General features: G+C 66.8%; 13 protein-coding genes and 1 pseudogene. 8 read left to right on the top strand and 6 right to left on the bottom strand.

The window, feature by feature from the left end:
- Window positions 1–113: 113 nt before the first annotated feature.
- The 3 genes from IPG50_30485 to IPG50_30495 all read right to left on the bottom strand — a co-directional run bounded on the left by IPG50_30485 (window position 114) and on the right by IPG50_30495 (window position 2,184).
- Window positions 114–860 (bottom strand): SDR family oxidoreductase, encoded by a 747-nt coding sequence (locus IPG50_30485; protein ID MBK6696486.1) that lies wholly within the window; start codon window positions 858–860, stop codon window positions 114–116.
- Window positions 842–1,846, bottom strand: a complete 1,005-nt coding sequence (locus IPG50_30490; protein MBK6696487.1) for an alpha/beta fold hydrolase — start codon at window positions 1,844–1,846, stop codon at window positions 842–844. The genes IPG50_30485 and IPG50_30490 overlap by 19 nt, the downstream gene beginning before the upstream one ends.
- A gap of 68 nt (window positions 1,847–1,914) precedes the next feature.
- Window positions 1,915–2,184 (bottom strand): hypothetical protein, encoded by a 270-nt coding sequence (locus IPG50_30495; protein ID MBK6696488.1) that lies wholly within the window; start codon window positions 2,182–2,184, stop codon window positions 1,915–1,917.
- Between the two features lie 185 nt (window positions 2,185–2,369).
- On the opposite strand from IPG50_30495, the gene IPG50_30500 reads away from it, so the two are divergent.
- The 8 genes from IPG50_30500 to IPG50_30535 all read left to right on the top strand — a co-directional run bounded on the left by IPG50_30500 (window position 2,370) and on the right by IPG50_30535 (window position 11,193).
- Window positions 2,370–2,942 carry a polyhydroxyalkanoate synthesis regulator DNA-binding domain-containing protein gene (locus IPG50_30500; protein ID MBK6696489.1) on the top strand — a complete coding sequence of 191 codons (573 nt, stop codon included), beginning with the start codon at window positions 2,370–2,372 and terminating at the stop codon, window positions 2,940–2,942.
- Between the two features lie 201 nt (window positions 2,943–3,143).
- Window positions 3,144–4,151 (top strand): hypothetical protein, encoded by a 1,008-nt coding sequence (locus IPG50_30505; GenBank protein ID MBK6696490.1) that lies wholly within the window; start codon window positions 3,144–3,146, stop codon window positions 4,149–4,151.
- Complete coding sequence (locus IPG50_30510) at window positions 4,148–5,137, top strand: alpha/beta fold hydrolase (protein ID MBK6696491.1); 990 nt, start codon at window positions 4,148–4,150, stop codon at window positions 5,135–5,137. The genes IPG50_30505 and IPG50_30510 overlap by 4 nt, the downstream gene beginning before the upstream one ends.
- Window positions 5,134–6,738: a hypothetical protein gene (locus tag IPG50_30515; GenBank protein ID MBK6696492.1), complete on the top strand. Its 1,605-nt coding sequence runs from the start codon at window positions 5,134–5,136 to the stop codon at window positions 6,736–6,738. The genes IPG50_30510 and IPG50_30515 overlap by 4 nt, the downstream gene beginning before the upstream one ends.
- A gap of 12 nt (window positions 6,739–6,750) precedes the next feature.
- Window positions 6,751–7,644 carry a hypothetical protein gene (locus IPG50_30520; GenBank protein ID MBK6696493.1) on the top strand — a complete coding sequence of 298 codons (894 nt, stop codon included), beginning with the start codon at window positions 6,751–6,753 and terminating at the stop codon, window positions 7,642–7,644.
- Between the two features lie 128 nt (window positions 7,645–7,772).
- Window positions 7,773–8,114: a hypothetical protein gene (locus IPG50_30525; protein ID MBK6696494.1), complete on the top strand. Its 342-nt coding sequence runs from the start codon at window positions 7,773–7,775 to the stop codon at window positions 8,112–8,114.
- 52 nt (window positions 8,115–8,166) lie between these two features.
- Window positions 8,167–9,936, top strand: coding sequence for a long-chain fatty acid--CoA ligase (locus IPG50_30530; protein ID MBK6696495.1), 1,770 nt, complete (start codon window positions 8,167–8,169; stop codon window positions 9,934–9,936).
- 45 nt (window positions 9,937–9,981) lie between these two features.
- Entirely contained in the window at window positions 9,982–11,193 is a 1,212-nt protein-coding gene (locus IPG50_30535; GenBank protein MBK6696496.1) for an alpha/beta fold hydrolase, read from the top strand.
- A 303-nt stretch (window positions 11,194–11,496) separates the two neighbouring features.
- Here the strand turns inward: IPG50_30535 and IPG50_30540 are convergent.
- The 3 genes and pseudogenes from IPG50_30540 to IPG50_30550 all read right to left on the bottom strand — a co-directional run bounded on the left by IPG50_30540 (window position 11,497) and on the right by IPG50_30550 (window position 14,238).
- Window positions 11,497–12,069 (bottom strand): annotated as a pseudogene (locus tag IPG50_30540) (SUMF1/EgtB/PvdO family nonheme iron enzyme).
- Between the two features lie 279 nt (window positions 12,070–12,348).
- On the bottom strand, window positions 12,349–13,158 hold the full coding sequence (locus tag IPG50_30545) for a formylglycine-generating enzyme family protein (protein MBK6696497.1): 810 nt from the start codon (window positions 13,156–13,158) through the stop codon (window positions 12,349–12,351).
- 279 nt (window positions 13,159–13,437) lie between these two features.
- On the bottom strand, window positions 13,438–14,238 hold the full coding sequence (locus IPG50_30550) for a formylglycine-generating enzyme family protein (protein ID MBK6696498.1): 801 nt from the start codon (window positions 14,236–14,238) through the stop codon (window positions 13,438–13,440).
- Between the last annotated feature and the right edge of the window lie 229 nt (window positions 14,239–14,467).

Here is a 14,467-nt window from a genome sequence, read left to right on the forward strand (position 1 = left end):
AACCGGGCGACGCCCCCAAAGCGAAAAGGCGTGACCCGCGAGGGCCACGCCTTTCACATCCAGTCGCGGCGCCGTCACGCAAGCGGGGCGGCGGCACACCGGGCCAACGCGTCTCAGAAGCCCGAGCCGCCGTCGACGTCGATGGTGCGACCGTTGAAGTAGTCGCACTCGAGAGCGAACTTCACGGCGAGCCAGAGGTCTTCTGGCGTGCCGATGCGGCCGACGGGGATCGTCTGGACGAAGGCGTCGAGGGCCTTCTGGTTCATGCCCGCCGTCATGGGCGTCTCGACCATTCCGGGGGCGATGGCGCAGACGCGGATGCCGTATTGCGCGAACTCCTTCGACCAGGTGACCGTGTTCGCCGCGAGGGCGGACTTGGCGGCCACGTAGTTCGACTGGCCGCGGTTACCGTGGCGCGAGATCGAGGACATGTTGACGATGACGCCGGGCTTTTGGCCCGTCTGCGCCATCTTCGCGACGGTTTCGCGGACCATCATGGTCGCGCCCGTGAGGTTCACGCCGATGACGGCGTTCCAGTCGGCCGTGGAGAACTTCTTGATCTCGCCCGTCGTCTTGTCCTTCTTGACGAGCAGGCCGTCGCGGATGATGCCTGCGTTGTTGATGAGACCGTTCAGGCCGCCCATGACCTCGTGCGCCCAATGCACGAAGGACTCGCAGTCGCTCTCATTCGAGACGTCGAGGCGACGGCGGTGGATGCCCTTCGGCAGCTCCGCGAGCATGGCTTCGTTGACGTCGCCACAGGCGACTTGCGCGCCGCCTTCGGCGAGGCGCTTGGCGAAATGCGCGCCCATACCTTGGGCGCCGCCGGTCACGATGATCTTCAGTTGATTGATTTGCATAGGTGGTCCTTCAGCCAATCGGCAATGGCAGGGTAGAGATGGGTGCCGGCCTTGCTGCCGACCACGGCGCCGACGTGACCGCCGGGTACCGCGAGAAGTTTCTTGTCAGCGGAGCTGACTTTGTCGAGCAACGCCGCTGCGGCGTCGGGCGGACAGATCGCGTCCTTCTCCGCCGTGATGACCATGGTCGGAGCTTGGATGTTCGCGAGGTCGACGCGCTCGCCTTTGACGAAGTGCTCGCCGTGAACGAGGGCGTTCTTTTGGTAGAGCTGCTCGATGTACGTGACGTACGCGGCACCGGGGAACGGGATGTTGTCGCTGGCCCACGTCTCGAGGGCTGAGAACGCCTCCCGGTAGTCGTGATCGGGGTAGCGATCGGCGAGCGTGACCCACTTGCTGATGGAGCCGGTGGGGTGGAGCGCCTGAAAGCCGCTCTGCATCTGATCGGCGCTCACGTTGCCGGCGGCGGCGATGGCCTCGGCGTCGAACCAGCGACGATCGACCATGTTGGCCAGCTTGCCGGCCTTCGAGAAGTCGATGGGCCCGACGAGGTTCACCAGCGCGGCGATGTCGTTTGGGTGGAGCGCGGCGTGGATGGCCGCGAGCGTTCCGCCCATGCAATACCCGAGGAGGCCGACCTTGGGAGCGCCGGTGCGACGCTTCACGGCGCGGATGGTCCGCGCGAGGCGATCGAGCACGTCTTCCCACGAGAGGTATCGATCCTCGTCGCGGGGCGTGCCCCAATCGAGGATGAAGAGCTCGGAGCACGCGTCCTGCACCACGTGGGCGAGGCTCGTTCCGGGCCTGAGGTCGAGCACGTACCAACGGTTGATGAGCGAGGGCACCAAGAGGAGCGGGTACCCGGCGCGCTTCGCCGTTGGCCGAACGCGATAGAGCTTCGCGATGCCGTCTTCGAAGACGACGTCTTTCGGGGTGGGCGCGAGCTGCGGTTCGGGGAGCCCGAGCTGGGTCAGGAGGTTTTCCATGGCGGCCTCAGAAAATGAACAAGCGCGCCTCGGAAACCCGAGGCGCGCCGAGCTTCAGAGCTTCATGATCAGCCCTGACCGCCGACCATTTGCGTGGCCTTCTTGGTCGCCTCGAGGGAGACCTTGCGCCACTCGGCCGCGAGCTGCGTGGCGTACGCGAGGTTCTCGCGCGTGAGCTTGGCGAACTCGTCGACGGCGGTGGTGAACTGCTCAACGTTCTTCTGCTCGAGCTTGTTCACTTCCGTGAAGATCGAGCTGACGCGGCTCACGTGGTCTTCCCACGCCTTCTTCCACATGCCGAAGCCCTGCTGCACCTGCGAAGTCATGTTCTCAACCATGGGAATCTCCGTTTGAAGGCCCGATTCCCCAGTTTTGGGCCTCGGACGAGCAGGAAACTAAGGCCCGACGTGGGCACCGTCAAGGATCTTTTTGTGCACCGCAACAATTGAGGGCGGGCTCGCCGCTTTCTGCGCGCTTTCCCTTTGCCGGCCGCCGGCCCGTCGAGTACGGCCCATGCCCGCCCATGCTCGTGAAGAAGTATTCGAACCGACGCCTCTACGACACCGAGTCGAGTCGCTACATCACGCTCGAAGAGCTCGCGCAGAAGATCCAATCGGGCTCCGACGCACGCGTGGTGGACGCCAAGACCGGCGCCGATCTGACGCAGCTTACGCTTACGCAAATCATCTTGGAGAGCCGCCGTGGCGCGCTGCTCTTGCCGGTGCCGCTCCTCCTTTCACTCATTCGGATGAAAGACGACGCATTGACCGAGTTTTTCGGTCGATACGTCACCTGGGCCCTCGAGCTCTACAACCACACGAAGCAGGGCATGAAGAGCGCGACGACGATGAGTCCGCTGGCGAGTCTGGCGATGCAGACCAACCCCTTGGCGCGCCTCCTCTTCGGCGGTGGCCCGGGCCTCGGCTTCGACGCGGTCGTGGGTCCAGCGGTGTCAGCGCCGGCTGCCCCGCCCCCGCCGCCTCCGCCCTCCAACGACGACGTAGCGGATTTGAGGCGCGAGCTGGAGGAGCTGAAGAGCGCGCTCCGCCGGCCCGAGGTCGCCGCGCCCCGAAAGGCACCGCGGCGCCGCCCCTAGGGGCCTCAAATGCTGCGACGCACATGAGCGCTTGACGTCGAAGCCAGCGCGACTACGGTGCCTGCGTCACACGGATGCTGCGTTGCAGCAACAACCGGGTGACGCGGTGCCTTGCCGAAGCGCCCGCGGCCGTCTACGAAGAGCGGCACGCGGGCACCTCGGGCGGGGTGGCGGGCTTGCCGGCGAAGGACTCGAGGTCTCATGAACGCGCTTTTCACCGCCCTTCGCCGCTCCCCTTTCGTCGCCATGGTGGGGCTGGGCCTGAGCGTCCTTCTGCTCTTGCCCAGCGCATGCGGCGAAGACGACGTCACCCGGAGCTGCACCGTCAACGCCGACTGCGCGTCGGGGCAGTGCCGAGCCGACGGAACGTGCGCCTCGCCGACGACGGCCGATGCGGGGACCTCGACGCCGGAGACTGACGGTAGCGTCAGTGACAGCGCAACGACGGACGCGCCGGCGCCCGTGGTCGACTCGGGGCTTTGCACGGCAAACGCCGACGGCGTCATCACCGCCGCCGAGGTGCCGCTTCGCGCCGGCCTCAAAGGCACCTTCAAGGTGACGACCTCGGGCGTCAAAGTGAGCACGGCGGGGACCGGCGCCGAAGGCGGCGCCGCGCGAACGTGGGACTTTTCTGCGGCGCTCACCGGCGATCACACGCTCGTGCTCGAGACGATGCCGCTCACGGGCCAGTGGTTCGAGAGCACGTACCCCGGCGCGACCTACGCGGTGCGCCTCTCCGACGCGAAAGATCTCTTGGGTGTCTTCGCGGTGACCGCCGGCGCCCTCGAGCTCCGCGGCGTCGTCTCGCCGGCGAGCGGGAGCGGCTCGTACAAGACGACCTACAACCCGACGGTGCCGACGTTGGCCTTCCCCCTCGAGAAGGGAAAGAAGTGGGAGGTCACGGCCACCGCGAGCGGCGACATCCCGCTGACGCTCAACGTGCCCTACACCGAGAAGTACACTTTCGAGGTCGACGCCGAAGGCGAGCTCAAGACGTCCACGTCGCTCGGCTCCTTCAAGGTCTTCCGCATCAACTCGCTGCTCAAGAAGACGCTGACGGGCTCCGTGGTGAGCACCTACACGCGCTCGTACATCTACGTGGCCGAGTGTTACGGCGCCGTGGCCAAGGTCGTCTCAGCGGCCGATCAGTTCACCGAGCCGCCGGCCGACTTCGTGGACGCCGCCGAAGTGCAGAGGCTCTCTCCGTGACGGCTACGGCAAAGGCCGCCTGTTTGCGCTTCCTCCGGTTTGCGTTTGGGGTGGGGCTCCTCTTTTCCATTGCAGGTTGCATGCATTTTCACACTGGCTCGATGCCCGGAGAGCCCAAAGGGGCCACCTTCGCAGACGTCAGCGGCGCGCGCGTCCGCTTCAGCGACACGGGGACCGGCCCCGCCGTCGTGATGCTCCACGGCTTCGCGTCGGCCCTCGAGAACTGGGCGCCGGTCATCCCCGCCCTCGACAAGACGCATCGCGTCCTCGCGTTGGACCTCAAGGGTTTCGGTTGGACCGACCGTCCGCCCGGCGACTACTCGCCGCAGGCGCAGGCCGATCTCGTGCTCGCGCTCATGGACGCCCGCGGCATCCAGAAGGCGGCCTTCGTGGCCCACTCGTGGGGCAGCAGCGTTGCGCTCGCCGTCGCGCTCAAGGCGCCCTCACGCGTGACGCGCCTCGCGCTCTACGACGCCTGGGTCTACGAGGAGCAGCTCCCGCCGTTCTTTCACTGGTCGCGTGCGGAGGGCGTCGGCGAGATGTTCTTCAGCATGTTCTACAAGGAGCGCACCGACGAGCGCATCGCGCTGGCCTTCTACGACAAGAAGTACGTCACGGAAGACTTCATCGAAGCGGTGGAGCGCGCCTTGGAGCGCCCCGGGACGGTGGCGGCGGCGCTGGCGGCCGTGCGCGGGCAGCGCTTTGCCGCGGTGCAGCGCGAATACCGCCGCATCGCACAACCGACGCTCCTCATGTGGGGCCGCGAAGACGTGGTGACGCCGGTCACCTTCGGCGAGCGCTTGTCGCGCGACCTTCCGTCGTCGCGGCTCGTCGTCTACCCGCGCTGCGGGCACTTCCCCATGATCGAAGCGCGCGAGGCCTCGAACCGCGATCTGCTGGCGTTCTTGGACGCCGGCGCGCGCGACGCCGAGCCCGCGAAGAGCGCCCCGGCGACGCGCGAAGCGCCGGGAGAAGACGCGCCGTGAACGACGGCGCCTGTCGCACGTCGCGTTTTCGCTGGGCCGCGCTCGGCGTCTTTGCCGCGCTTCTGGCGGCCACGACCAGCGCGCGCGCCACGGGCTTCACCGACATCGGACAAGACATCACGCCGCGCGAGAGCGCCGAGGTGAAGGTCTCGGGGTACCTGCGCACCCGCGGCGAAGCGCTCACCAACCTCGATCTCGATCGCGGCGCGACGCCGTCGGGGCAGCTGCTCTTTCCCGTCTCGCTCTCGGAGCCGAAGCGTCAGACCTTCACGCTCTTCGACACGCGCCTCCGCACCGACGTCGCGATCTACGCGCCCGGCGGCATGGTCGCCGTGAAGGCGCGCATCGATGTCCTCGACAACCTCGCGTGGGGCAGCGTCCCCGAGGGGATCCCTTCGGCGTCGACGACGCAGCGCTCACCGACCGAGGCGGCGATGCGCCTCAAGCGCGCGTACGGCGAAGCGCTCTTGCCCTTCGGCGTCGTCACGGCTGGCCGCATGGGCGCCCACTGGGGCCTCGGCATGACGGTGAACGGCGGCGATTGCGCCGACTGCGACAGCGGCGATGCGGCCGATCGGCTCGCCCTCATCGTGCCCTCGGCGGGCCACGTCTTCGCCCTCGCGTACGACGTCTCCGCCATCGGGCCGCTCACGCCGCGCGGAATTCAAGGCCGCAGCATCGCCTTCGAGCCGGCGGCGAGCGTCCAGTCGGCCACGCTCGCGGTCCTGAACTTCAAGGACGATCTCGCGCGCGAGCGCCGCACGCGCGCCGGCAAGGCGACCGTCGAATACGGCTCGTACGTCTCGTACCGCTGGCAAGACAAGGACGTGCCGAGCACCTACCTCGCGGCCGCGGCGCCGCCACCCATCACGGCGTCCCAGATCATGCAGCGGGGCTTTCGCGCCGGCGCCATCGACGCGTGGGCGCGCATCACGTCGCAATACGTGCGCGTCGAGGGCGAGGCGGCGTACCTCTTCGCGGAGGTCGAGCAGAGCTCACTCTTGCCAGGCGCGCTCTTGCGCACGCCGGCCACCTCGCGGCAGCTCGGCGCTGCGCTCATCAGCGAGATCGGCGAAGCCGACGCGGGAGCGCGCGGCGGCGTCGACCTCGGTTATGCGAGCGGAGACAACGCACCGGGCTTCGGCGCTCGCGCGAGTACGAACGCGGCGCCGCCCCGCGCCGGCGATCTCGACGGTCCCCAGGCGATTCCGCCTTACGACATGCGCGTCGACAACTTCCGCTTCCACCCCGACTACCGCGTCGATCGCATTCTCTTTCGCGAGATCATCGGTACCGTCACCGACGCCGTCTACGTGCGTCCCCACGGCCGCCTTCGCATCGGTCGCACCGCCTCCGGCGAGTTCGCCTTCGACGTGGCGGCGGTGGCCTCGTGGGCCGTGCAAAAGGCGTCAGCTCCCGGCGAAAAAGCGCCCCTCGGCATCGAGGTCGACCCGACGCTCACGTACGAAGACCGGCTCGGTTTCCGCGTGGCCGTCGAGCAGGCCACGCTCTTTCCCTTGGCCGGGCTCGACAACCCGCGCGCGGGGCTCTCCGCACGTCCCGCGCAGCTCTGGCGCCTGCGCCTCGCATACGTCTTCTAGGAAGGTCGAACCATGAGTCTCTCCCGCCTCGAATCCGCCTTTCGCTCGACCTATCGTTTGACCTGTACCGCCGCGCTCGGCGCGCTCTTCGTCTTGCACGCAGCAGCGTGCGGCGAGAACCAAACGACGCTTCCGCAGAACGCGAGCTACGAGGCCGGAGCGCCGGCGCCGCTCGCGTGCGTGCCGAACCTCGACGGCAAGATCGAATCGAAGGAGCTCGCGCCCAGCTTCGACGTACCGGCGCGCTTCCTCGTGAACCCCGACGGGCAGACGCGCCAGGTCGATCTCGCGGGCCGAGTCGAGGCGAACGGCCAACGTCTTTGGGACTACTCGGTCCCCTTCCGCGACGATCGGCTCGCGACCATCACGGCGCAGCACATCGAAGACAAGTGGTACGCCGGCTCGTTCCCCGCCGCCGAGTTCGTCGCGCCGCTGGAGCTCGCCGCGCGCAACGTCGCCGTCTATGCGCGCAGCGAGAGCGAGATCAAAATCCTCGGCGTCGCGTCGGTCGACCAGAACGGCGCAGACGGAAAGACGCTGCTCGTCTACGAGCCACCGGTCGTCCTTTACAAGCTGCCGCTCGTGGCCGGCGCGACGATGTCGTCGACGGGTACCGTTCGCAACGGAACGCTCCGCGGGCAACCGTACGCGGGCAAGGACACCTACGAGACGAAGGTCGACGCGACGGGGCGACTCGCGCTCCCGGACATCACGTTCTCGCAGACCTTGCGGGTGAAGACGCTCGTGACGGTGGAGCCCATCGCGGGGGCCAAAACGACGCGCCGGCAGGTCTCGTACTTTTTCGAGTGTTTCGGGGAGGTGGCCCGCATCGCCTCCGCAAACAACGAGCCAGCGGAAGACTTCACCGAGGCGGCAGAATTTCGACGTCTGGGGCTCGGTCCCTGAGGCGAAAGGCCCCAGATTTCGCGCACTTTTGTGCCCGCACCAGACGAAACGACAAACCGTAGACGACAAACGTGATTTCGCGGGGCGGCCTGCTAAGCCACCGCTCCGCCAGGCAAGGAGAAGCACGCATGCTCTGGGAAACGTGGAAGAAGGGTTTCGACGCCTGGGAGAACACCACCGCCAAGTACATGGAGTCGGTGCTTAAGAACCCCATGGTCCTCGGGTCGTCGGGCGCCATGCTGACGGCCGCCATGAAGGGCAAGGCCGCCTACGAGAAGGCGGCGGCAAACTGGTGGTCGGCTTGGGGTTTGCCCACGCGCCACGATCAAGAGCGCTCGCTTCACGTGTTGAACAAGCTTGAGAGTCGCATCCTCGATCTCGAAGAGAAGCTCGCCGAGCTCGCCGACCAAGGCGCCGACCAAAAGGGCGCGCCTCGCGGCAAGAACAAAGGCCACGACGCTCGGTCGTGAGACCAAGGGAAGAACAACCGCGCCCCAGTGCAGTATTGAAAGGACGGGCACCTTGGACATCACGCCGTTTCTCGAACTTCGCATCGCCCCGCGGGCCGTCTTCGATCGCCTCGCGACCCACGGCGACAAGCCTCGCTTCATGCTTTCTGACAAGACGCAGCCGACCGGCTGGCGCCCTGTCACTTGGAACACTTTCGCGGAGGAGATCCGCAACGTAGCTCTCTTTCTTGTCGCCTCCGAGCTCAAGAGCGCGGACCGGGTGGCCATCTTTGCTCCCAATCGAGTCGAATGGGCGTCGGCAGCCCTAGGCATCGAATCCGCGGGATGCGTGATGGTTCCTATCTACCCGGCGAGCACGGCCGAGCAGGCGGCTTACATCGTCAACCACGCAGACGCGCGAGTGCTCTTTGTAGACACGCCCGCGCTTTTGGCGCGCGTCTTTGATGCGTGGTTCGACATGCCGACGCTCGAGAAGGTGGTCCTCATGGACTCCCGTCTCGACGTGGCCAAGGTGCTCGCGAGCACCACCCCCGCCGCGGGAAAGCGGCAACCTCTCCCGAGCCTCGCGGACGTCGAAAAGAAGATCACGACGTTCAGCGACGCCATCGCCAAGGGCAAGGCGCTCCACGCCCGCGACAACGAGCTCTTCGAGCGGACCATGACGTCGGTCTCGCTCGATCAGCCCGGCATCATGCTCTACACGAGCGGCACCTCGGGCAACCCCAAGGGCGTTCCCCTCACGCACAAGAACGTGGGCATCAACGGCCGCGATTGGCTCGAGTGCAACGCGATGCTCTTAGACGAGGGCATGGTCGACATCTTGTGGTTGCCCATGAGCCACATCTTCGGCTTCGGCGAGATGTGCCTCGGCAACACGCTCGGCTTCACGACGTACCTGTCGGATCCGCAGTCGGTCATGGCGCGCATGCCGGAGCTCAAGCCGAGCGTCTTCATGAGCGTGCCGTCGCACTGGGAAAAAATGGCCATCATGGCCTCCGATGGGGCGAACGGCGACGAGTCGACCATCAAGTCCAAGCTCGCCGAGCTGACCGGCGGCAACTTGCGCTTCTGCCTCTCCGGCGGCGCCGGCCTGAAGCGTGAGGTCAAGGAGCTCTTCTACAAGAGCGGTGTCCTCATCATCGAGGGCTACGGCCTCACGGAGTGTTCGCCCACGCTGACGCTCAACCGCCCCAACGGCTTCCGCTTCGACTCCGTCGGCAAAGCGCTCCCGTCGGTCGAGCTCAAGCTCGCCGAAGACGGCGAGATCCTCGCGCGCGGGCCGAACATCTTCCGCGGCTACCACAAGGACGAAGAGGCCACGAAGGAGTGCTTCACGACCGACGGTTGGTTCAAGACCGGCGACGTGGGCCGCTACACGGAAGACGGCTTCCTCCAGATCATCGATCGCAAGAAGGACATCCTGGTGACCGCCGGCGGCAAGAACGTGCCCCCCGCGAACATCGAGATTCGCTTCCGCGACGACGCCAAGATCGGACACGTCGTCGTCTACGGCGACGCGAAGCGTTACCTCGTCTGCGGCGTCTGGCCGCACGTCGAGACAGAGCTGACGGGCGACTTCCACGCGCACGTGAAGGCCGCCGTCGAGAAGGTCAACAGCGAGGTCGCGCACCACGAGACGCTGCGAAAGTACGTCGCCTTCAGCTCGCCGCTCACCGTCGAGTCGGGCCTGCTCACGGCGTCGATGAAGGTGCGTCGCAAGCAAGTTTACGGGCGCTTCCAAGAGCAATTCGAAGCGCTCTACGACGAAGCCGCCATGAAGGCGCTCCCCAACGCCGGCAACGTGTCGGGCGGCGCGAAGTAGCCGAAGGCTCGGACCGAGTCGCAACCGAAGGCAGAAGAGACGTCTATGGCGAACGTTGAGCCGCAACCGAACAAGCTCGTGAAGCGCCTGATGAACCTCGCGCGTCTCGCCAAGCGCGAGAAGCCCGCCGTCGGCCAAACGCCGTCCGACGTGGTCTTCGCTGAGAACAAGTGGAAGCTCCTCCGCTACCGGCCGCGGCCCGAGGGCGTTCGTTACAAGCGCCCCGTGCTCCTCGCGCCGTCGCTCATCAACCGGCACTACGTGCTCGACTTGATGCCGCAGAAGAGCTTCGTCGAGTGGCTCGTGGCGCGTGGTCACGACGTCTACGTCATCGACTGGGGCACGCCCGGCGCAGAAGATCGCTACCTGTCGTTTGATGCGATTTGCCACGGCTACATGGGCCGCGCGATCCGCAAGACGTCGGAGCGCTCCGGCGGCGAAGACGTGCACGTCCTCGGCTATTGCCTCGGCGGAACGCTCGCGACGATCTACGCGGCGGCCTGTCCCGAGAAGATCGCGTCGCTCGTCGACATCGCGGCGCCCATCGACTTCGACGACGGCGGCCTTCTTTCGCAATGGACGCGTCGCAAGGAGTTCGACGTGGGCGTCATCCTCGACGCGTTCGGCAACGTGCCTTGGCAGCTCATGCAGGCGACGTTCTTGATGTTGCGGCCCACGCTCAACCTCGCCAAGGGCGTCTACATGCTCGACCGCGCGTGGGACGACGAGTTCTTGAACGGCTTCATCGCCCTAGAGACGTGGGGCAACGACAACATCTCGTTCCCCGGCGAGGCGTTCCGCAAGTACATCGAGGAGCTCTACCAAAAGAACGCGCTCCTCACGGGCGAGCTCTCGCTGGCCGGCGAGCGCGTGGAGCTTCGAAACATCCGCTGTCCGTTGCTCGCGGTGACCTTCGAGCACGACAACATCGTGCCGGCGAAGGGCGCGCAGATCCTCATGGACCTCGTGTCGTCCAAGGACAAGGAGCTCTTGCACCTGCCCGGCGGCCACGTCGGCGCCGTCGTGTCGAAGAGCGCGGCCAAGGGCCTGTGGCCGAAGATCAGCGACTTCTGGGCCGCACGCGACGGCGAAGCGGTGGCGACGACGGCGGGCGTTGAGAACGCGCCGAGCGGCGGCGCGAAGACGGCGACGGCAGCGGAGAAGACGCCGGCTGAGAAGGCGGTGCTGGAGAAGGCGCCGGAGAAGAGCGTGACGAAGCGACCGCGCAGCGTGCCGCCTTCGCGACGGACGAACTGACTCGTTTCGAGGCTGAGCGACCTGCGAGCGCATCGGCGACGACGCCTCGCGCGGTCGCTTGCACCACGACCTACTTCGCCGTGCGCACGAGGCGCAGGCCACCTTGCGGCGAGAAGCGTGGAAACCCAAGATGTCCCGCGGAGCGGAGGCTTCGAGGGACGCTGATGGCGCCTCCGCCACGAAGGGGTCCGTTCCCGGAAGGATCGCTGCGCCCGGGTCCACGCGAACGGCGGGACTGTAGCCAATGCCGACGTAGACGTCCGTGTTGTGCTCGGGGACGTTCCCGGCGATGTCGAAGAGGCCCCAAGGGTTCGGTGCTTTCTCGCCCACCGGGTGCGTAGTGCCCGTCGAGTTGCCGCAATACCAACCGATGGCATCAAGGACGGGCTGCGCGCTGCAATCCGCTGGACCGGCCGCCGGTTCCGAAGGCGTGAGCGGCCCCGCAAAGGTGGCCGTTCGCGTGCCCGCACGCGCGGCGTACTCCCACTCGGCCTCCGTCGGAAGACGGTAGCCCTCGCATTCGTAGACCGACGCATTCACCGTAGTTGCGGTCGCGCAAGACGGGCCCACTGGGCCGGTCCCCGCGTCCAACTCGCACCCCTCAAGGCGGTAGCATTCGGGCACACCACGAGCCTTCGAGAAGGCGTTGGCAAACCGAAGGGCCTCGTACCAGTTCACCTGCGCCACCGGGCACGAGGGATCGGTGCATTGCACGATGCCTGCGTCGCGTAGCAGGGTCACGTTCGGCTCGCCGGTCGCCACCCACTCCCCGATCGTGAGCTCCTTTTCCTGCATGTAGAACGCATGCGTCAGCGTCGTCTCCGACTCCGTCTCGCTGTTTCGGCCACGCGCCCACTCGCATGGCGGCGACCCCATGATGAAGCAACCCGCCGGAATGAGGCACCAGCCGTCTTTGCAGGACGGCGTGACCGCGGGGTGAAGGCAGGTCGGGCTTGGCTCGAGGCCCGCGCAGGGGTCACGAACAGGCCCACCTTCGGTGGTCGCGGGCGCAGGTCCAGCATCCGGTGGCTGCAGGCTCGCTGACGGGTCCGCCGGCTCCTGGGTCGACGTCGCTTGCTCGCCGCGCGAGCAGCTCGCGAGCGCACTTGCGATCAGCGCGGCCTTCCGGAGTGAGCGCACCCGCCTACCCTACGATTACTTCGCCGTGCGCACGAGGCGGAGGCCGCCGAGGGCCCCAATCCGCGGTATGTCATAGCGATTCGCAGACCGCATGCCGCGCGGCGTACCGATCGCACCGCCGCCCCGCATCGGGGAAGCCGCGCCGTCGATGAGCGTGCCCCCGGGATCGACTCGACGCGCTGGCGCGTAGGCGATACCCACGAAGAGGTCGGAGGTGTACTCGCCTACGTTCCCTGCCATGTCGAAGAGGCCCCAGGCATTGGGAGCCTTCTGGCCGCCCGGATGAGTGACGCCGCCGGCGTTCGCGCAGTACCACGAGATAGGCTCAAGTACGTTCTGGACGCTGCAGTCGCTGGGCGAGGCCGGTGGCGGCGTTGGGGCGAGCGACCCGGCGTAGGTCGCCGTTCGCGAGCCGGCGCGCGCGGCGTACTCCCATTCCGCCTCGGTTGGGAGACGGTAGCCGGTGCAGTCGTAAACGGACGGGCCGATCACCGAAACGTTGGCGCACGTAGGCCCATAAACCCCGGTCCCCGCGTCGCTCGTGCAACCCTCCACGCGGTAGCACTCTGGCAATCCCTTCCAAGCCGAGTACTTGTTTGCGAAGCGAAGCGCCTCGTACCAGTTGACCTGCGCCACGGGACAGGACGCCTCCACGCACTGGGCTACTCCCGCGTCCCGCATCAGCGTGACGTTTGGTTCCCCCGTCGCGCCCCATTCGGCGATCGTAAGTTCCTTCTCTTGCATGTAAAACGCATGTGTCAGGGTGGTCTCCGACTCGGTCTCTGAGAATCGACCCCTACCCCATTCACAGGGGGGCGAGCCCATGATGAAGCATCCAGCGCGAATCAGACACCAGCCGTCGTTACACGACGGCGCGACCACCGGATGAACGCACGTCGGGCTGGGCTCGAGACCAGCGCAGGGGTCACGAACAGGCCCAGCTTCGGTCGTCGCGGGCGCAGGTCCAGCATCCGGGAGCCGCGGGCTGACCGACGCGTCCGGCGGCTCTTGGATCGATGGCGCTTGCTTGCCGCTCGAGCAACTCGCCAGCGCGAGAGCGACGACCGCCCACCTCACGCGCGACACCACTCCCTTAGACTATGACTACTTCGCCGTGCGCACGAGGCGCAGACCGCCATCTGTGGCGAGACGCGTGAAACCGATGTGACCCGCCGACCGCGTGTTGCGCGGCGCCAGGAGCGCGCTCCCGCCACGGAGCGGCGTCGAATCGCCCGGCACGATGAGCGCCCCGGGGTCGACCCGACGCGCGGGCTTGTGCCCAATGCCGGTGTACATGTCCGATGTGTGTTCCAGAACATTGCCCAGCAAATCCAGGAGCCCCCACGGGTTCGGCGACTTTTGACCAACGGGGTGCGTGCGTCCACCCGAGTTCGCGCAATACCAGGCGAAGGGCTCAATGATGGGCTGCGTGCTGCAGTCCGTGGGATCGGCCGGCGGCGGAATCGGGGTCAGCGGCCCCGCGAAGGTCGGCGACCTCGTGCCCGCTCGCACCGCGTACTCCCATTCTGCCTCCGTCGGCAATCGGTAACCATCGCAGTCGTAGACCGAGGTGTTCACCGCCGACACGTTGGTGCAACCAAACGGTCCGGGGCCGGCGTCGGGCCCGCAGCCTTGAAGCGTGTAGCACTCCGGCTTGCCCTTCCAAGCCGAGTACCGATTCGCAAATCGGAGAGCCTCGTACCAGTTGACCTGCGCAACAGGACACGACGGCTCCGTGCATTGCTCGGCGCCGGCTCGCGCCAGCGTCACGTTGAGCTCGCCGGTTGCCGCCCACTCGCCGATCGTGAGCTCCTTCTCCTGCATGTAGAACGCGTGGGTAAGGGTCGTCTCGGATTCCGTCTCGCTGTTGCGCCCGCGGCCCCACTCGCATGGCGGCGACCCCATAATGAAGCATCCAGCGGGGATGAGGCACCAGCCGTCCGCGCAGGACCGGGTGACGGGTGGATGAACGCACGTCGGGCTGGGCTCGAGGCCAGCGCAGGGGTCGCGAACAGGTCCAGCTTCGGTCACCGTGCTCGAGCCGTCAGGACGTATCGATCCGCCGTCCGTGGGTGTCGCCGCGCGCTCCTGAGGTGCCGCAGCTTCCCGCGAGCAACTCGCTGCAAGCAACAGC

The organism is Myxococcales bacterium, from assembly GCA_016703425.1.
Taxonomy (GTDB): domain Bacteria; phylum Myxococcota_A; class Polyangia; order Polyangiales; family Polyangiaceae; genus JADJCA01.

Coding starts and splice junctions, on each gene's coding strand:
- IPG50_30505 (MBK6696490.1), top strand. CDS start 3,144: ATGAACGCGCTTTTCACCGCCCTTCGCCGCTCCCCTTTCGTCGCCATG.
- IPG50_30490 (MBK6696487.1), bottom strand. CDS start 1,846: ATGGAAAACCTCCTGACCCAGCTCGGGCTCCCCGAACCGCAGCTCGCG.
- IPG50_30500 (MBK6696489.1), top strand. CDS start 2,370: ATGCTCGTGAAGAAGTATTCGAACCGACGCCTCTACGACACCGAGTCG.
- IPG50_30535 (MBK6696496.1), top strand. CDS start 9,982: ATGGCGAACGTTGAGCCGCAACCGAACAAGCTCGTGAAGCGCCTGATG.
- IPG50_30550 (MBK6696498.1), bottom strand. CDS start 14,238: ATGGGGTCGCCGCCATGCGAGTGGGGCCGCGGGCGCAACAGCGAGACG.
- IPG50_30495 (MBK6696488.1), bottom strand. CDS start 2,184: ATGGTTGAGAACATGACTTCGCAGGTGCAGCAGGGCTTCGGCATGTGG.
- IPG50_30545 (MBK6696497.1), bottom strand. CDS start 13,158: ATGGGCTCGCCCCCCTGTGAATGGGGTAGGGGTCGATTCTCAGAGACC.
- IPG50_30520 (MBK6696493.1), top strand. CDS start 6,751: ATGAGTCTCTCCCGCCTCGAATCCGCCTTTCGCTCGACCTATCGTTTG.
- IPG50_30525 (MBK6696494.1), top strand. CDS start 7,773: ATGCTCTGGGAAACGTGGAAGAAGGGTTTCGACGCCTGGGAGAACACC.
- IPG50_30485 (MBK6696486.1), bottom strand. CDS start 860: ATGCAAATCAATCAACTGAAGATCATCGTGACCGGCGGCGCCCAAGGT.